This is a genomic window from Photobacterium chitinilyticum (genome assembly GCF_004104355.1).
In the GTDB taxonomy this organism is placed as follows: domain Bacteria; phylum Pseudomonadota; class Gammaproteobacteria; order Enterobacterales; family Vibrionaceae; genus Photobacterium; species Photobacterium chitinilyticum.
The window spans coordinates 165,125-182,668 of sequence record NZ_RJLM01000003.1 but is presented as its reverse complement, the minus strand read 5'-3'; the positions used below and the strand labels follow the sequence as shown (position 1 = coordinate 182,668).

At 43.8% G+C, this 17,544-nt stretch carries 14 protein-coding genes and 1 tRNA gene; 9 read left to right on the top strand and 6 right to left on the bottom strand.

Annotated features, from left to right (window positions below):
• Positions 1 to 11: 11 nt before the first annotated feature.
• The 7 genes from EDI28_RS09830 to EDI28_RS09800 all read left to right on the top strand — a co-directional run bounded on the left by EDI28_RS09830 (position 12) and on the right by EDI28_RS09800 (position 10,482).
• Positions 12 to 785: a thioesterase II family protein gene (locus EDI28_RS09830; RefSeq protein ID WP_128783687.1), complete on the top strand. Its 774-nt coding sequence runs from the start codon at positions 12 to 14 to the stop codon at positions 783 to 785.
• A complete protein-coding gene (locus tag EDI28_RS09825; protein WP_128783686.1) occupies positions 785 to 1,888 on the top strand; it encodes an acyltransferase family protein in 1,104 nt (367 codons plus the stop codon). Before EDI28_RS09830 ends, EDI28_RS09825 begins: the two co-directional genes overlap by 1 nt.
• Positions 1,889 to 2,164: 276 nt before the next feature.
• A complete protein-coding gene (locus EDI28_RS09820) occupies positions 2,165 to 4,258 on the top strand; it encodes a TonB-dependent receptor (protein ID WP_128783685.1) in 2,094 nt (697 codons plus the stop codon).
• A gap of 33 nt (positions 4,259 to 4,291) precedes the next feature.
• Positions 4,292 to 5,497: an MFS transporter gene (locus EDI28_RS09815; protein WP_128783684.1), complete on the top strand. Its 1,206-nt coding sequence runs from the start codon at positions 4,292 to 4,294 to the stop codon at positions 5,495 to 5,497.
• Positions 5,498 to 5,610: 113 nt separating this feature from the next.
• Entirely contained in the window at positions 5,611 to 6,795 is a 1,185-nt protein-coding gene (locus EDI28_RS09810) for a thiolase family protein (RefSeq protein ID WP_128783683.1), read from the top strand.
• A 28-nt stretch (positions 6,796 to 6,823) separates the two neighbouring features.
• Positions 6,824 to 8,677, top strand: coding sequence for an ABC transporter ATP-binding protein (locus EDI28_RS09805; protein ID WP_233353335.1), 1,854 nt, complete (start codon positions 6,824 to 6,826; stop codon positions 8,675 to 8,677).
• Positions 8,678 to 8,862: 185 nt separating this feature from the next.
• Complete coding sequence (locus EDI28_RS09800; RefSeq protein WP_233353334.1) at positions 8,863 to 10,482, top strand: ABC transporter ATP-binding protein; 1,620 nt, start codon at positions 8,863 to 8,865, stop codon at positions 10,480 to 10,482.
• An 86-nt stretch (positions 10,483 to 10,568) separates the two neighbouring features.
• Here EDI28_RS09800 and EDI28_RS09795 read toward each other — a convergent pair whose 3' ends face one another.
• Positions 10,569 to 11,567 (bottom strand): helix-turn-helix domain-containing protein, encoded by a 999-nt coding sequence (locus EDI28_RS09795; protein WP_128783681.1) that lies wholly within the window; start codon positions 11,565 to 11,567, stop codon positions 10,569 to 10,571.
• A gap of 579 nt (positions 11,568 to 12,146) precedes the next feature.
• On the opposite strand from EDI28_RS09795, the gene EDI28_RS09790 reads away from it, so the two are divergent.
• Positions 12,147 to 12,221: transfer RNA gene (locus tag EDI28_RS09790), tRNA-Gly, on the top strand.
• Between the two features lie 57 nt (positions 12,222 to 12,278).
• Here the strand turns inward: EDI28_RS09790 and EDI28_RS09785 are convergent.
• The gene (locus EDI28_RS09785; RefSeq protein ID WP_128783680.1) at positions 12,279 to 13,253 is read right to left on the bottom strand and encodes a DUF2860 domain-containing protein; all 975 of its coding nucleotides are present in this window, start codon (positions 13,251 to 13,253) and stop codon (positions 12,279 to 12,281) included.
• 274 nt (positions 13,254 to 13,527) lie between these two features.
• On the opposite strand from EDI28_RS09785, the gene EDI28_RS09780 reads away from it, so the two are divergent.
• Positions 13,528 to 13,977 carry a dCMP deaminase family protein gene (locus tag EDI28_RS09780; protein WP_128783679.1) on the top strand — a complete coding sequence of 150 codons (450 nt, stop codon included), beginning with the start codon at positions 13,528 to 13,530 and terminating at the stop codon, positions 13,975 to 13,977.
• Positions 13,978 to 14,038: 61 nt separating this feature from the next.
• On the opposite strand, the gene EDI28_RS09775 is transcribed toward EDI28_RS09780, so the two are convergent.
• From EDI28_RS09775 to EDI28_RS09760, 4 genes are read right to left on the bottom strand one after another with little or no spacing between them, the layout of a single operon-like run.
• Entirely contained in the window at positions 14,039 to 14,797 is a 759-nt protein-coding gene (locus EDI28_RS09775) for a hypothetical protein (RefSeq protein WP_128783678.1), read from the bottom strand.
• 13 nt (positions 14,798 to 14,810) lie between these two features.
• Positions 14,811 to 15,758, bottom strand: coding sequence for an LPP20 family lipoprotein (locus EDI28_RS09770; protein ID WP_128783677.1), 948 nt, complete (start codon positions 15,756 to 15,758; stop codon positions 14,811 to 14,813).
• Positions 15,758 to 16,906 carry a transglycosylase SLT domain-containing protein gene (locus tag EDI28_RS09765; protein WP_128783676.1) on the bottom strand — a complete coding sequence of 383 codons (1,149 nt, stop codon included), beginning with the start codon at positions 16,904 to 16,906 and terminating at the stop codon, positions 15,758 to 15,760. Before EDI28_RS09765 ends, EDI28_RS09770 begins: the two co-directional genes overlap by 1 nt.
• Before the next feature lie 12 nt (positions 16,907 to 16,918).
• Positions 16,919 to 17,542: an LPP20 family lipoprotein gene (locus EDI28_RS09760; RefSeq protein WP_128783675.1), complete on the bottom strand. Its 624-nt coding sequence runs from the start codon at positions 17,540 to 17,542 to the stop codon at positions 16,919 to 16,921.
• Positions 17,543 to 17,544 lie beyond the last annotated feature (2 nt).

The window sequence follows — 17,544 nt, the reverse complement described above, 5'->3', positions numbered from 1 at the left end:
GTGATTTTATTATGTCAAACCGATGGCTACCATTTCCGTCTACCAAAACATCAGCAGAAATAGATGTGTATTGTTTACCGTATGCAGGAGGAAATGCCAGTATATACCGTCAATGGGACAGTTATTTGCCTGAATGGATTGCAGTTCAACCCGTTGAATTTCCAGGGCACGGTGTTCGTATCTGTGAAGATCTAGTGGCAAGCGTGCCTGAATTAACAGAGGAGCTGTTTATTGACTTGCTGGCACAGCAACGACGACCTTTTGCTTTGTTTGGCCATAGTATGGGGGCTGGATTGGCTTTTCATTTAGCCGATTATGCCCTGCAGAGAGGTGTTGCTCCTCATGCATTATTTGTCTCTGGACGTCAGGCTCCAGTCATTGCCAAAGGGATCCGACCTCGTGTTAATTTGTCTGATGCGGAACTTATTGAAGAATTGATGTTTTTGAATGGGTCTCCTCCAGAAGTGTTGGAAAATGAAGAGCTGATGTCTTTTCTATTGCCAATCATACGTTCTGATTTCTCATTAAGTGAGTGGTTACTTCGTTATGACGCAAATAAGAGAGTGTCGATTCCAATTCATGTTATTGGTGCCAAAAATGATGCCGAGGTCGATTATCGAAAGTTAGACTTATGGTGGAATAATACACAGAAACAAGTCGTGATCTCTTTGTTTGAAGGGGAACATTTTTTTATTCATGATCAGGGCAGAGTAGTATCGGACTTAATGGCCTCAGATCTTCAATATACTCTGAATGGCATGGGTGAACTTAAGGTGAATTATTAATGCAAAGTCAGAATATCCGATATATGCCTGAATTGGATCATATCAGGGGGTTTGCTGCATTCATGATTCTTTTTTATCATGGATTGCATGTTTTTTCTTACCAATTACGTTTCAACCAGCCGTTTAATTTTACTCACTGGATTGAAACTGATAACCCATTGATGGCGCTATTAGCAGAAGCTCATATATCTTTGGCTCTATTTATGGTGTTAAGTGGATTCTTATTGGCCTATGGGAGCACCGGCAAAGACATAAAGTATCGAACGTTTCTATATAATCGAGTGTTACGTATCTATCCATTGATGATGCTGTTCTTGGTTGCTGGTATTTGTGCCTTCCCTAAACAGTTTGATTTTCAATCTTTTATTCAAACAATAGTTATGATGGGGAATATAAATGGCAGGCTTGATATCTGGCCTTTCACGGCAATGTTCTGGGCTATAGCTGTTGAATTTCAGTTTTATTTGCTATTTCCATTGCTTATGTTATTGCTTAATCGTAATGGGATGAAAATCATACTAGCGTTATTGGTATTGATGCTTTTGTTGCGCTTTATTGGAGTGATGCACGGAGCCAGTCCGCGAGATATGAGTTACTGGACGTTACTGGGAAGAGCCGATCAGTTTTTACTTGGTATGCTAGCTGGAAATGCATTGGCTTCTGGAAAGCAAATAAAACATCCAATTTACTTGGTTTTTGGGCTTTTGGGTTTTATATTTTTGGCATTTTGGTTTAATCACCGAGGAGGGTGGCCTGTTGATGAAGTCTGGAGAATTTTCATTCCTCTCGTTGAGGCCATAATCTGTGTCAGTTTTATTTTAGGTTATTGTGCCGTAGTGAAATGGTTACCTACACGCCTTTGTCAGGTGTTTAAATCATTAGGTATGCTTAGCTTTTCAGTTTACCTGTGGCACTATGTGGTGATAAGCACTATTCAGAAAGGGCAGTGGTGGCTAGTTATTACCAATGACCCTTATTATGACGCCCTCATGACAACAATATTACTTGTTTTGCCTGCAAGCTTAATGTTATCTACTTTAACTTGGCATGCAATTGAAAAACCTTTCCTCGGCATGCGAAGGCGTTATATTGCAGCCAGTTGAACGATTCAAGTAACCGCATAGAATTCAAATGGATGTGCCAAATGGAAGCATGGAAGCTTCCTCACTGTATGTATTTATAAGCTTGTCACTAGTAGTTGCCAGCAACATTGATTGGAGCTGGTTATTGTTCTTTCAGTCATACATTGTTCAGTGAAAGCAACAAATTTTACTGAAATTCCGCATTCTGTTGTAAAAGCTCCCTTTTCTAATATTCATCCTTAATGAGAATGGCTATCGTTACGGTTTCTGGGTGACCATATTTTCAAAGGATCTATAATGCCTATTCGTATGACACTGCTCGCCGCATCAGTGGTGTTTGCTTTATCTATAAAAGCGCAAGCTTCTTCAGAGCTTCAATCTCAAAATAACTTATCATCAGCAAACCGTCCAGCCGAGGTAATGACGGTGACGGCCACCAAAATGGAAGAGAATGTAAGAGAAATTCCAGTGTCGGTGCAAGTTACTACGGGAGAAGAGCTTGAACAAAAGGGCATTTATAGCCTTGAACCATTCATGAAGACCTTGCCAAACGTCGCCATTTCAAACAACTATGGTGTATTTTCTTCACCCAGCTATCGTGGTTTAGCGACATCAGCATTTGCTCAAGAGTCACCAATCACAGTTTACATTGATGGTGTACCGCATTCCTCCGTCTATGGTATGGATTTAGGTTTATTGAACGTTGAACGTGTTGAGTTCCTACGCGGTACACAAAGTACTTTGTATGGTCAGAGCAGCCTTGGTGGTGTTATCAATGTGATAACACGTAAGTCAAGCGGTGAGCCTGAAGGCAAGCTGGTTGCGGAAATTGCTGAACGCAACAGCAGAATGATTTATGGCGCGTATGGACAAGATTTGATTGAAGATGTTCTGAGCTTTAATATCGCGGGGCGTTTTCGTGATAGTTCAGGTCACTTAACTAATAATTATCCGGGCTCCAGATCTGATTACGATGAATCTAAAGCCAATCAATATAATGGCCACTTTAGATGGAATATATCAGACAGGACTCACGCTATACTGAGTTTTAATGGCGAGAGCCGTGATAATGGTGGTCTTCCTTTCTATGCCGAAAATGATGGTTCGCTAACAACGCGCCAAGAAGTTGATGCGAAAAATAATGTCAAAGTGGCAGATCAGGCTCTTAAAGTTGAACATGAAGCTGATAGCTTTGTTGTTACTTACCTGGCTGCCAACCAGCATACTTCTGCACAGCATATTTCTGATATGGATCGTACTAACGGGTCAGTATCTCCTGTATTGGGCAACTTCGATGGTGCTAAGTTCATGGATGATTCCGATATTGAAACGCAGTCACATGAATTGAGGTTTAATTCCAACAACAGTGAGATCCGCTGGGTTGGCGGGATTTTCTATCAAGATAATTTATATGATGCTAAAGATAATGGCACAGTAGTTCCAAATTCGCTCTTTGGGCCGATGGAATCACATAATATGACTGACGTATCCAGCGATCAGTATGCGGTATTTGGTCAAAGTACGTTCAATGTGACGGATAAACTTGAAGCGACGCTTGGATTACGGTGGCAAAAAGACGAGAAGAATATTGATTCATCGACTAGTAACGTAATTTCGGGTATGGAGATGGCTAGTCAGTATAACCGAAGTGCATCGTGGGATGTCTGGTTGCCGAAGGCTGCATTTGGCTATCAGCTAGGCCGTGACAATTTGTTTTACGGTAGCGTTTCGAAAGGTTATCAATCCGGAGGTTTCAACTTTACTGAACTTAATCCAGATAACGCGAAATATGACCCGCAAGAAACTATTGACTATGAATTAGGGGTGAAATCCTCGTGGTTCGAAAACCAGCTTAATTTAGACTTAAACCTATTTTATTTAGATATCAAAGATGCTCATGGGCGGAGTATTAGCGCATTGAATCAAATTTCATTTTTCAATGTAGATAAAGCCCGTAGTTATGGTGCTGAATTTGATATTAACTGGCTCATTAATATGGAATGGTCGCTTACTAGTGTAACCGGCTTGAACAAAGCTGAATATAAAACCAGTGAGTTTGCCGGTAAACGAATGGCAAATGCTCCCCAGTTTACATCTGCGCTTTCGCTGAATTACGACGGCTACCAAGGCTTGTATGGGCATCTTACTTATAACTATCGCTCATCAACTTATACTGACGCAGCCAATACCTTAACAATTGACGGCTACGGTTTAGTTGATGCTCATCTCGGCTATAAATTTGATGACTATACCGTTTATATCTTCGGTTCAAACTTGTTGGATGAATCATATGTTACCAACTACTATGCCTTGCCTTTCCCTGGACCAGCACCTATTGCCGGAGCGGGTCAACCAAGAACACTCGGTTTGGGTCTGTCTGTAGACTTCTAATACCTGTTTGACTTCAAAAGTAAGGTATCAGCTATGCCTAAAATAACGACTTGGATATTACTGTGCGGGCTCGCGACTGTCGGGGCCGGCCAATCCATTATTTTTTCTGTATTACCGCCGCTTGGGCGACAGATAGGAATGCCCGATTATCAAGTAGCGTTGATTTTTACCTCAGCAGCGCTTGCTTTCATGGTTTCTGCCCCTTATTGGGGGAGAAAAAGTGATGAGTGGGGGCGAAAGAAGATCATCGCTTTTGGTTTTCTTGGTTACGCAGCTTCTACCGGTTTGTTTGGGTTGTTTGGTGACCTAGGCCGGTTCGGTGTTATTACTGCGACTTCGGCTTTCTTCTTTATGGCAATAGCACGTTTGTTTTATGCGCTATTGTCTAGCGGGGTCTTTCCTGCAGTCCAGGCTACGATTGCGGAGTCTACTGGTGAAGAGAACCGCTCATCGGCAATGGCTTCTATCCAAGCTGCTTATGGTATCGGGATGATAGGCGGGCCAGGGATAGCCTCGCTGTTAGTGGTTCTGTCTATCACCCTGCCTTTGTATGTTTCAGCCGTTATTTCTGCCGTAGCAGGTGTACTTGTTCTTGTTATTATGCCTGAAGGAAAGACAAAGTCGGTCAGTAAAAGCAAAGTTAAGCTGAAGCCAACTGATTCGCGTATTTTCTTTTTGTTGCTTACCGGTCTGGCATATTTTATTGCTTTCTCCGGGTTGATGCAGGTTACCGCATTCAGGTATCAGGACTTGTTCCAACTCGGCCCAGAACATGCTGCGGCACAAACGAGTATTGGCTTCGTTTGTTCAGCTATTGCTACTATTGTTACGCAGTTGCTGATAATCGGCCGAATGCGTTTATCGCCAGCAAATCAGATTGTAGTTGGTCTGACAGCCGGAGCAGGGGCTTTCTTCCTGATGGCTTTGCCGGAACAGCTATGGCAGATGCATGCTCTCTTTGTGTTGTTTGGTGTATCCGTTGGCATGATGACCACCGGTTTCAATACTGCGGTGACATTAGCTGTAGATAGCAATGAGCTAGGAGCTGCTTCTGGTCTTGCTGCAGGGACTCAGGCTGGTGGTTATGTGGTAGGTCCTCTGCTTTCGGCGCTGTTATATCAGATAAAAGCCGAGTTACCTTTCCAGCTTTTTGCATTATTACTAGGACTGTTTTGTGTCTTGGTGGTGATGCGTTGGAAAAGTATACCTGAGCAGCCGAAACAACCCGCCGCGCAATAGCTAAACAGGCCAGTTATCGTCCTCACTATTCATTTGGTAAGTGAAGTGCTCTTTTCCATAAATATGGGAAAGGGCATGGTTCGATATTGGCTGCTAAATAAAGGATTTAAGCAATGCTTGAAGAAATAGTTATTGTGAATGCAGCTCGAACAGCAATGGGAAGGTTTCAGGGCCAACTTAGTTCATTGACCGCAGCAAAACTAGGCTTAGCGGTTTGCAAGAGTGTCACTCATGCTGAATCACTTTCTCGTATCGTAGATCATGTTGTGCTGGGGCAGGGGCTTCAGGCTGGTCATGGACAGAATCCAGCAAGGCAGATAGCAATGCAAGCTGGAATTGATTCTTCTGCGGTCGCCTACAGTTTAAATCAGGTTTGTAGTAGTGGGTTATTGGCCGTTATTCAGGCCTCTCAGTGTATCGCGCTTCGAGACTCAGAGGTGGCGATTGCAGGCGGAACGGAAAGTATGTCCAATGCCCCTTTTCTACTTAATCGCTCGACAATTCAGCCAGAGGCTTTGGGTGAATTACGCCTGATGGATAGCTTGATGCAAGACGGATTAACCTGTGCCATTAACGGTGAAAAAATGGGTATGACGGCTGAGCGCATTGCTAAAGCCTATCAGATAAGCCGCGGTGAGCAAGATGCTTATGCACTACTGTCTTCGCAGCGATTAAAAGCGTCTGCGCTTGCCGGGCAATCGGCGCAAGAAATAGTACCAGTCCATTATTTGGCGAATGGAAAGGTTCAAATTGCTGACAAAGACCAACTTATTGATAGTAATGTCGATGAACAATCTCTTTCAGCATTGCTTCCTGCTTTTACTGCCCATGGAACAGTTACCGCCGGAAATTCGTCAGGAATTAACGATGGCGCGGCTGCCGTATTACTTATGTCTGCCAAACGTGCAGCTCAAGAGGGAATTGAGCCTATGGCGAGGGTTCTTGCCTGGTCTTCGGTAGGATATTTGCCAGAAATGATGGGAATGAGCCCAGTACCTGCAATCAGTCAGTTATTGCAGAGGGCTAGAATGACTATCCAAGATATTGATCAGTTTGAAATCAATGAGGCTTTTGCGGTTCAGGTTCTCGCAATTATGCGAGACCTGGGTTTGGACCCTGACAAAGTGAACCCACATGGTGGAGCATTGGCGATGGGACATCCTATTGGCGCATCGGGCGCACGTATTCTTGTTACGCTCCTGCATTCAATGAAAATGAAAGACGAGTCTCTTGGTATCGCTGCAGTATGTGCCGGAGGTGGTCAGTCGACGGCAATACTTGTTGAACGTTTGTCATGATAATTCGCAATTTATAAGGACTGTTTGTGTGAAAAAACAACAATCAACTCAAGATGATTGGCAGATAATGTCGCCTGTGAAAGGGCAGATAAGGTTTGCGATGGCGTTATCGGTGTTGAGCTCGTTATCGGTGTTAGCTAGCTTGTTTGCGCTGGCGCTTGCTATTCGAGCGATGATAGAAACAGATCAAGCTTGGCCGAGTCGTGAGATCTTAGCGGCAGTCTGCTTTACTGTCATTGCTTATGTGCTTAGGCTGCGTTCCTTCGCGAAGTCGCACCGTGCTGCATTTCGTTTGGAAACGATTCTCCGTACCCAGCTAAGTGAGCATCTTGCACACGTTTCTATGGGGTACATCCAGCAAACTGGTGCGAGTAAGCTCAGTAAAGTTATCCAAGATGATGTCAAAGAACTTCATGTGTTCGTCGCAGATAGTACGCCGCTCTATGCTCGAGCGTACGCAGCGCCAATCATGACGTTACTTGGCTTGTTGATACTTGACTGGCGGCTAGCGGCTGTAACGGTAGGGCTGCTGATATCAGGGTTTATTGTTCTTGGCGTTGCAAGGAAGGATCATGGTGATCTTTCAAAGCGCTATATGGAAACTCGAGAACAAGTTAGCGCTGCCGTTGTTGAATATGTACAGGCGATGCCAGTGGTACGAACATTTGATACGGGAAGCAGCACATTTGGTCGTTATTACCAAGCGTTGGAAGCTTACCGAGAAGTCGTCGTGAGTTGGTATCAGAGTGTCAGTTTTTCTTCTCGTTTCTCTATTGCCTTACTGAACCCAATGCCGACGCTTGTGTTGTTGCTCTGGAGTGGAGCATGGCTTTTTTGGCACCATGATCTCGAGTTCTCCACTTGGTTAGCCACCTTACTCATAGGTACGGGTATGGCTGAATCAATGATGCCTTTAATTTCTTTACAACATCTTATAGGCAAAGCGAAGATAAGCATTGCTCGAATCAATGAGGTATTAGGTGAAAAAACGCTTTCTCAGCCGGAGCATGAAAGTGTGCCGCAAGGGCATGATATTTGTTTTGACAACATAAGCTTTCGCTATGATGAAGTGAGTGATTATGTGTTACGAGATGTCAGTTTTACTGTTGCTGATGGGACCATTACTGCTCTGGTTGGAGCGTCGGGGGCTGGAAAAACAACGATAGCTCGTTTGTTGCCACGCTTTTGGGATGTAAGCCAAGGTGCAATAACGATTGGAGGAGTGGATGTAAGAGATCTGACTTCGGAAAGTCTAATGAAGTATGTTGCTTTTGTCTTTCAAGATACCTTTTTGTTTGCCGAAAGTGTCGCGGATAATATTCGTCTTGGTAATCCGGGCGCAACAATGCAAGACGTGATTGAGGCGGCAAAAGTTGCTCAGGCTCATGAGTTTATCATGCAATTGCCAAATGGTTACGAGACCTGTGCTGGTGAGCGAGGGGCCTTTCTTTCAGGAGGTCAAAAGCAGCGTATTACAATAGCGAGAGCAGTTCTGCAGGATCGCCCCATTCTCGTGCTTGATGAAGCTACAGCATTTGCCGACCCAGAAAATGAAGCCGCCATTGTTGAAGCGCTGGCAGCATTAATGAAAGGTAAAACTGTCATCATGGTTGCCCACCGCCTGACCACAATAAAAGATGCTGATCAAATCCTTGTCTTTGATGACGGAAGCCTTGTTGAATCTGGTCAACACAATGATTTAATCCTAAATAAAGGCACTTATGCCCGTCTGTGGGATAGCTATGAGCAGGCTCAGTCTTGGGCTCTGAATCAAGAGGAGTTATCCAGAAAAGACGGTAACATTAACGCAATACCTGAACAGCGGCTGGTTAGCGAAATATCAGCAGTATCAGACAATCAGCTCAAGGGAGAAATGCGATGAGTCATGCAGATCAACTTGAACAGAATGCTAATGAGATCCAGCCTTCTCGTTCACTTACATGGTGGGAGATATGGCAGCGGCTAATTGTTATTAGTGGCAGCTATGGACCCAAACTAAAACGTAGTATGTGGTTGTTGATAGCGGCGGCTGTGCTCCAAGGAGGGGCGTTAGCATGCATACTGCCTATGTTTGTCGCCATTTTTACTATTCAAGACGCTCAGGCAGTGGTGCAGTGGCTTGTCGTGATGACGCTATTGACACTCTTGAGTTTGGTGGCGAGATGGGGATCGCAAGGGTTTGATTTTCGCGGTGATATGGCGAAAAATTCTCATCAGTTACGAACTCGCTTAGGTGAAAAGCTCCGAGTGGTTCCATTAGAGAGTCTGAAAGACAAGCGTGCTGGTGAGGTGAATGCAACACTGCTGGGTAATGTTGATGAAAATATGGCTTATACCCTGACAATTGCCAACATGTTGCTGAATGCCTTGTTGTGCCCATTGATCGTAGCAGTGTGCACTCTTTACTACGACTGGCGTCTCGGGATGTTGCTGATGTTAATATTCCCGACTTTAATTCCATTGTACCGTTGGTTGGCACCGCGTTTTAACTCGGGAATTAGTAATTATGTCGATGCTCACCAGCAGTTGAATGCTAATGTTCTTGAGTACACACAAGGTATACAAGTGATGCGCTCAACAGGATGTGCGGGTGAAAAGGCACAAAGGCTTCAAGAAAGCCTGGCTTACCTTGAGAAGGTACAAACTGAGGGACAAGAGAAAGGCACTAAGCCAAACTTATTAATTTCTAGTGTATTTGAGCTGGGGTTGTTAATTGTTTTTGGTTGCGGGGCATACTGGGTAGTGCAGCGTGAGACAGATCTTGCCGTTTTAGCCGCGTTGTTAGTTGTGATAGTTAGATATGCTGAACCATTGGCTTCATTTATTAACTACACCAAGATTATTCACTTAGTGGAAGCTTCCTTGTTGCGTATTGAAGCATTATTGATAGTGCCGGAACTGCCGCAGCTGCCAGAGCAACATCCACAACGTTACGACATTAGTTTTGAGCAGGTGGATTTTTCATATCAAGGTTCGAATCAGCCAAATTTGATAGGTTTCAACCTGACGATTCCGGCACGGAGCATGACAGCGTTGGTTGGGCCTTCTGGGGCCGGAAAAACAACGGTTACGCGATTGTTGATGCGTTATGCAGACCCTCAAAAAGGGGGGGTGAAGATCGGTGGTGTTGATATTCGAGCTATCCCGCCTGAGACACTGAATAGTTTAGTATCTGTGGTCTTTCAGGATGTTTACCTTTTTGATGATACGATTTTGGCGAACATTCGCATGGCTCGACCTGAAGCAAGCGACTCGGAAGTGCAGCAAGCGGCTAAAGCAGCTAATTGCCATGCGTTTATAACTCGTTTTCCTCAAGGTTATCTAACCCATGTCGGTGACATTGGATCTAGATTGTCAGGGGGGGAGCGTCAGCGTATCAGTATCGCTAGAGCGATTTTGAAAAATGCACCAATACTTGTTCTAGACGAGCCAACGGCTGCACTTGATACTGAAAGTGAGGTTGCTGTTCAGTCTGCAATTGATACTTTGATTAAGGATAAAACAGTAATTGTGATAGCGCATCGTTTGTCGACAGTTACCTCTGCTAGCAATATTGTAGTGGTGGAGGATGGTCGGCTCGTCGAGCAGGGTATACACAATGAACTTATCGCCAACCCTGGCCGCTATTGCTCTATGTGGCAAGCACAGCAAAGAGTTAAAAATTGGCATCTAGCTGAGAATTGCTAATAAATTGATAACGTCCTGTCTCGTATCATCTACGTGGCAGGACAAATTTTAGATGGGACTGCTCAATGTATCAGATTATTCAACGCTTAATTGCGTTTGCGCAGGTGTTTTAGATCCCTTGGTTTAACGCCATAGTGTTTATAGAAGGTAGATGAAAAATGACTCGCATTGTTATAACCAAGATTTTGGGCAATAGTTGTGATTGCCATGTCGCTGGTAATAATATGTTGATATGCTTTTTCCATGCGTCGTCTAATTACATAGGCATAAGGGCTTGTATTGAAAACAGTTTTAAAATCTTTTTTAAGCTTGCAATCGTTTGTGCCGACTAAATGAGCAAGTGCTCGTAATTTCGGCGGATTGAGTAAAGAGTCCTCAAGAATATCCCTCGCTTGATAAGCCCTATGTCTTTCTTTATCGCTAACACCGCAAGATGATATTGGTTGACTATACATTGACTGTATACTCAAAGATATTAATTCGTATGCTTTGCCTTTAAGAAACACCTGTTTAACATTACCTGTTACAGGAGGATCTATTAACATATCCACACATTCTTGCATGGGAAGATTATTGACCATGGGAATATGCATATAGCCATATGCTTTATAGCTATTGCACTGTGCTATAAGAGCATCGAACTCGGTCAGGTAACCTTTAGGAAAGCAAATTGAAACAATTTGTAAATGTTCTGTTGGAGCAAAATATGCTGTGCCTTCGAAGCAACAATGGCAGCAGAGGTTGGCGGTCCTTGCTGTGGCAATATGCTCAAAACTACATCGTTTGGATTTAGTAGTGATAGTGCCACTCTTAACAAAAGCCAATGACAAATATTCGCTGTTATCCTGGATAGGAATTTCAATTTCTTGGTAAATTGTGCCCTCGAAAATAACAATCTTAATTCCCGAAAAGGAATAAGTTGATATGTTGAGTCTTGATCTATCAAATTGAAGTGCTTCATAGCTTTCAGAAGCTGCGTCAAATACACCTTCAGACAGATTTTGCTGTTCATCAACATTCAACAATGGGACTTTACTGCCACTAGAAATGTTTTCAGCATTGATGTAAATCGTAGGTTTTGTCATATATTAATGATAAGTCTATGTTAGTAAAGTGAAATCACATTTTGCTCTCTAGTGTTAATAATTATCATTTTAATTTGTAGCATCACTTTTTTCAATAGGATAGTCACTTTTCGTACAACGAACAGCGAGTTACTTATCTTTAGTGATAACTAACTGGTTAGCGGAAAAGCCTGCAAGCGATGCCGGATGGTCAGGCAAATACTTTAGAGGAAACTCAGTATTCAAATAAATTCAAAATAGGCTTAGTTAAATCAATTTCTTAACTAGTTTTAATTTTCTGAAATGCTTTTTTCTGGCAATAATTTAACTGAGAGAACTTGCACTCAGAGATTAAGAATAGACTTTCGAGGCTCAAGTAGAGTCGTGACCTTGTTAACAACTGAGTGCCATAGAAGTCCATCGTGGTGGAAAATATGCATTTCAAGTGAGTTATATGTGATTGTTTTTCAAACACTCAGCGGGTGCTTTGGTGACTTGTGTCACATTTTGATTTTAAGTGCTTTATTTTGCGCAAGGATCTGACATTATGAACACAGTTCGATGCAATGTGTTCAGCTTAACGCTAGCGGAACCAATAAAGCGGGCATCGTATAATGGCTATTACCTCAGCCTTCCAAGCTGATGATGCGGGTTCGATTCCCGCTGCCCGCTCCAAGAATTCTTTAAGAAAAGCCCACACTTAGGTGTGGGCTTTTCTATGTTTGGCGGAAGTTAGAATTTGTAGGTAACGCCTACGCCAACCATGTACTGAGTTTCATCGAAGAAGGTGATATTAGACGATTTTGCGTCATATCCGGCAATGGCATTAAATGCCCAATCATCCCATCCCATGAACTGATCGTATTCATATCCTGCAAACAAGCTGTACTCGGAGTTTTTCTGCTCGATATCAAAAACAGGGTGAGATGCATCATAAGATATGTTTAGATATTTACCCGAGATAGAAAATGCATGCTTGCTGACAAATTTCATGTATGACAGCTCAGCGCCGTAGCTTTTGCTAGACATTGCTTCGCCGTCAGCAGAAAAAGTTTTATAGATTAGTGCAGGCTGCAGTAGCGATGTACTGTCAATCATGTATTTGTATGACGCTTTTGAGTACAGCCCGTTTCCGCTGCGATCCAAGAGTTTCTGTTGTGTACTGGTATATTGAGAACCCGAGTGTTCAACATCGATATCTTGGGTGTAATAGGCCAAATCCAACGAAAAAGGAGAATCCATGATGCCGTTGTACTGAAATCGGAATGCATTGCCTGATATGTCCGTTGCTTTTCGCTCAGCGCCTACTAGGTATGGGTCTTCCCATGTTTCCCCACCCATTATGGTCGGTAGAAATGAGACTGCGACTGAAGAGTCCTCAGTTAACCCAAATCGGTAACCGGCTTCCAGTGCAAAATCACCGACCGCGATATCTTCTCTTGATGTACCGATAAAGACTTGATGGTTGTCTAGTTGGCCGAATGTATAACGAAGTTGACCGAGAGGGGCTGCCAAGACCTCAGACTTTGATTGGCCTGAGTTATCGACATTGTTAATCGTTTTATCACTATCTGTATTGAAGTTAGATTCTTCGGAACCAAATCCAATAAGCGCTGAAATTTCCCCAGAAAAACCTGATTCGCCTAATTCAGCTAGTGCTTGCCCGCTAAATAGTGCCATGCAGCAGACTAAATATTTTTTTTCCATCTTGAGTTCTCTTTGTTCATAAGTTCAAGATGGAATTATCTATATACGGTGTCGAATTAATGTCTAATGCATATTTATTGATACTTATTTCTCAAGTGATCGGGGTAGTGGCATTAATTTTATGTAATAACGCCAATGGTTATGATTTGAGCGTGTCTATTGGTTATCTAAATGACTCTGGTAAAAACTTGTTTTTAATAATCTTCTATTATGCTCTTGAGGTGGGCGGATAAGTTTTGCAAAATAACAGAAATCGACAAAATAGGTAAAGAACATGATTTCTAAGTGGGCTGTGCGCTTTTTTCAAATGGCCGAGTTGGTCGGTTCTTGGAGTAAAGATCCATCAACACAAGTGGGGGCTGTGATTACTCACGGTAACCGGATTGTTTCGGTTGGATTTAATGGTTATCCGCATGGTATTTCAGACAGTGCAGATATCGATGATCGCGAGATGAAGCTGCTAAAAACGCTTCACGCAGAAGAGAACGCAATTTTGTTTGCCAAGCGTGATTTGGCAGGCAGTGACATCTGGGTAACGCATTTCCCATGTCCGAACTGTGCGGCAAAGATTATTCAAACCGGTATTTCGGCTGTTCATTGTCCTGAGCAGACGGAAGACTTTCTCTCTCGCTGGGGGGACAAGATTAAAGTCAGCCAGGATATGTTTATTCAGGCAGGAGTAACTGTTGACTGGTTGCCGCTTGATGATCTGGCAAAGCAGTAAATTAGCTGTTGAAACAAGAGGCGAAATGATTGTTAAGGCCACCGAAAAGGTGGCCTTTTCTTTAAGGTAATAGCTTGGCGAGAACAACAAGCAACAGCAAGTAGACGATAATCACCAGAAAAACCAGTGTCAGAATGCTTAGTAGCAGGCTGATGCTCAATAAAGCAATGCTGTAAATATCGATGTTGGCAGCGAAATAGAGTAAGGCGAGTAGGGCCGTTAAAAAGAGTGCCCCGCTGGCAGCTCCTTTCATGTCAGCCGCTGATGGGGAGATATGGCACACAATAGACGCCATAGCAAAAAACCACACGATAAACTTTAGACTTCCCTGGTCGAATAACTCAACGTAAAGCCCAAACGAATGACGTATGTTTTGCATAAAAATAACAAGGTAATCAGAGATGTTGCTGATAGCCAAAAGCTGATTTTGATTGGAGCCAACCAGGTGATCGAAGTCGTAATGAGGGTAGGCGATTTTTGAAACGATGGCCATAGTCAGCAGGCCGCCAAAGATAGGGGCGCTGCCGATAAAGAAGCGACCGCATTGCTGGTATAGGCTCTTCGGGTTATAGCTATGATGGACATAGCCAAGCTGACTGTTGCCATTCAACTGGAGCAGTTTGATTTCATGGATTTTGTGTCGAGCGAGAACACATAGTAAAGCGTGACTGATTTCATGAACCGGGGTTCCGATAAAGGCGGTAAGGTAACGCAGGCGGTATTTACCGTACTGCGCTAGCTTTGATGCAGAATAGACCTCTATCTGGCGCAGAAGCACCAGCATACCAATGAAAATCGCCGATAGGAGAAGTAACTGCATATTATCGTTATATTTATTGTTCGATGGTCAGGGAGCTTCCCGGCTTGTTGAGCATATTGTGCAGCAAGCCACCATGTTGAGCAAAGTAGGTAGAGAAGCTATCGGCAGCATCAATCATTGCGGACTTATACGAACCGGAACTTTGCCCCTGGAAGTGTATCACCTTGCTGACGACAGCGGGACTGCCGATGGTAAGTTGCATGTTAACACTGGCAATCGTCTTGCCTGATTTGTTTGTCTTAGATCTGAACCTTACCGGAATACATTGGCTGTTGTTCTTTAGTGCGAATTTGTCCGACTGAATGGCACTCTCAATGGCAGGTAGGTAGAATTTGTCAGCCAGGCGAGAGTGGCTCTCTTTTACAGTGAAACAGGTGGTACGGGCAAACTGATTTCGCTTATCGAATAACAGGGCAATATTGTCAAGATACTGGCTTGATGGCTTGGATAGCGACTGGATGACGAGAGCACGATCAGAAGCCAATGATAACTGGCTTTCGTTAGCTTGAATATACAGGTACTCATTCAGTGTTAATTCTGAACTGTCAGATATAGCGCCAAAAGGCTTTAAAGCCATTTGCAACGAATGCTCGTACAGTTCCACGGTTTCCTGCTGGCTGATTACCCCCATCGCATAATAGATGCCTTCATCGGCAGCAATGTTTTTCCAGGTGATCTTCGGTAGCAATACGTTGCTGCTCTCGATCGACTTAGACGCCTTGGACTGGTAGTTACCACCGTCGAGAGAGGTGGTAACGTTGACGTTGACGGAACTACTCACATTTGAATATAGGGTATTGGCAATATCCGCCATCGCATCTTGCTTGGCTTTGTCTATATCCTCGCCTAGGCCAATCCCGGTGATGTGGCCGGGAAGGTGCTCAGGTGCCTCTATCCAGCTAGGGGCAGACCATGCCGTTAAAGGTGTTAATAAGGCGAAGGTTAATAAATACTTAGTCATTAAATTACGCTGGCCTGAAGTAGGGTTTTATAATAGGTCTGCTTGGTGTGGACCTTTTTTAGGTAGTTTCTGGTTTCCTTGTACGGGAAATCATTGGTTATGGATTGGTATACATCATTTGGTTGCAGCGTGTTTACCTTGTCTGCAAGGCGAGACAGTGAGCCTTTGCCAGTAAAGTGCTTTGCAACGGCTCCGATACCGCCGTTATAGGCAGAGATAGCCAGATATGTCCGTATGGTCGGATCTTTTACCTTTCTCAAGTAGTGCGCCTGAAGGACATTGAGATAGGCCGTACCGATATCGATATTAAAATCAGGCTTGAACAGAACTTCTGCTGGTAACAGTTTTTCCTTGCCTAAATAGCGTTTAGTGACGTCTCTACCGGCAGAGGTCGGTACAACCTGCATCAAACCGTAGGCGGGGATGTGAGATTGAGCCATTGGGTTGAAGTGGCTTTCAGTATGCATAATCGCCAGAATAAGATCTGGGTCCACATCCCACTTGCTGGCGTTCTTAAGTACCGTCGGCATATAGATCATGGCTTTTTTGGCAATACGGTCTGCTGGGTAGGACATACTTACCTTGGTAAGCTGCAAGCCGTTATTTTGCTTAAACGATGATTTTTTTGCCGTACTGGCCAATTCGTTGACATTGACGTCTGGCAGGACTTTTTCTTTTGCTGTCAGTTTCGATGGCTTGGTACCCGCAAGAACGGGATCCTTGTTGTAGGCATCAGACGTTGTTTCACTTTTTAGCTCATTCAACTGCTTTTGAACGACAGTGTTGATTTCTTTTTCGGTCAGGTTGTTACCAACAACTTCGACAGTAATTTCGCCCGTTTCAAAGTTGACGGAACGCTTGATATCGTTATTTTGGCTGTATTGAATCCAGGTGGATTTATTGGTCAGCTGTGGGTTGTCCCATTTTTTGGATAGCTCTTGCTTTACTTGGTTAAATTTAGCCAGGTATTCTGCTTTCGAGTTCTCAAATGCATCAATAGAGGCCTGCTTTGACTCGCTGAACGACGAGATCATACTCGCCTTTTTAGCGCTGAAACTGTCGGTGTCCACAGTGTCCTGGGCGATGGCTAAGCTTGAGATCAAGCTCATGCTCATGCCAAGCACGATTGGTGTAACAAACTTAGCCATATCGGTTATTCCTTACATCTCACCAAGTGCTTGTGCAATCTCGTCTGCCAGCTGCTTGTTTTGCGCCGGAGAAGACTGAGGTGCTACTTGGGTTTTTTGCGGCGCTTTTTCATCTACAGCGGCAACGATATTTTCAACATTCTGCTTGAAAACGTTGCGAGGAAGACCTGCGTGAACATAGAAGTAACCATCTGGGCCTCGGAATGAGCGAATGATTTCAACGCCTTCGAGTTCAACGTTGGCAATGGCTTCCATTTCTGACGATGTCGCAGCGCTGGCACCTGCCGAGCCATTGACACCAAGCGTGCCAGTTTTGTTCTTCACTTTGGAGATGATTTCAGACTTCACCTGGTCGGCCAGTTCTTTTTTGGCTTGGAGGATAGCCAGGTTTTTCTGGTGTGCAATGCCACCGGCAGTATCACCGCTAAACCCAACAGCTTCGCGAATGAATTCTTCGCGATTTGCATTTGGATTACAAATCCAATTCGGTGCTGCCAACTCTGGTTTGCCATAGAAATAGCACTCTGCGATAGCAGGCTGGACATTAACTTTAGCCTGAACAGGTTCTTCTTGTTTGGTCGATTGACAGCCTACAAGGGCGATAGTGAATGCTGATAGAGCTAGAATCTTTTTCATTG

What these genes read in the sequence shown, in the direction of transcription:
- EDI28_RS09785 (WP_128783680.1), bottom strand. Translation starts at nt 13,253, where the DNA reads ATGGAAAAAAAATATTTAGTCTGCTGCATGGCACTATTTAGCGGGCAA.
- EDI28_RS09815 (WP_128783684.1), top strand. Translation starts at nt 4,292, where the DNA reads ATGCCTAAAATAACGACTTGGATATTACTGTGCGGGCTCGCGACTGTC.
- EDI28_RS09825 (WP_128783686.1), top strand. Translation starts at nt 785, where the DNA reads ATGCAAAGTCAGAATATCCGATATATGCCTGAATTGGATCATATCAGG.
- EDI28_RS09810 (WP_128783683.1), top strand. Translation starts at nt 5,611, where the DNA reads ATGCTTGAAGAAATAGTTATTGTGAATGCAGCTCGAACAGCAATGGGA.
- EDI28_RS09830 (WP_128783687.1), top strand. Translation starts at nt 12, where the DNA reads ATGTCAAACCGATGGCTACCATTTCCGTCTACCAAAACATCAGCAGAA.
- EDI28_RS09760 (WP_128783675.1), bottom strand. Translation starts at nt 17,542, where the DNA reads ATGAAAAAGATTCTAGCTCTATCAGCATTCACTATCGCCCTTGTAGGC.
- EDI28_RS09800 (WP_233353334.1), top strand. Translation starts at nt 8,863, where the DNA reads ATGTTTGTCGCCATTTTTACTATTCAAGACGCTCAGGCAGTGGTGCAG.
- EDI28_RS09795 (WP_128783681.1), bottom strand. Translation starts at nt 11,567, where the DNA reads ATGACAAAACCTACGATTTACATCAATGCTGAAAACATTTCTAGTGGC.
- EDI28_RS09780 (WP_128783679.1), top strand. Translation starts at nt 13,528, where the DNA reads ATGATTTCTAAGTGGGCTGTGCGCTTTTTTCAAATGGCCGAGTTGGTC.
- EDI28_RS09820 (WP_128783685.1), top strand. Translation starts at nt 2,165, where the DNA reads ATGCCTATTCGTATGACACTGCTCGCCGCATCAGTGGTGTTTGCTTTA.
- EDI28_RS09775 (WP_128783678.1), bottom strand. Translation starts at nt 14,797, where the DNA reads ATGCAGTTACTTCTCCTATCGGCGATTTTCATTGGTATGCTGGTGCTT.
- EDI28_RS09770 (WP_128783677.1), bottom strand. Translation starts at nt 15,758, where the DNA reads ATGACTAAGTATTTATTAACCTTCGCCTTATTAACACCTTTAACGGCA.
- EDI28_RS09765 (WP_128783676.1), bottom strand. Translation starts at nt 16,906, where the DNA reads ATGGCTAAGTTTGTTACACCAATCGTGCTTGGCATGAGCATGAGCTTG.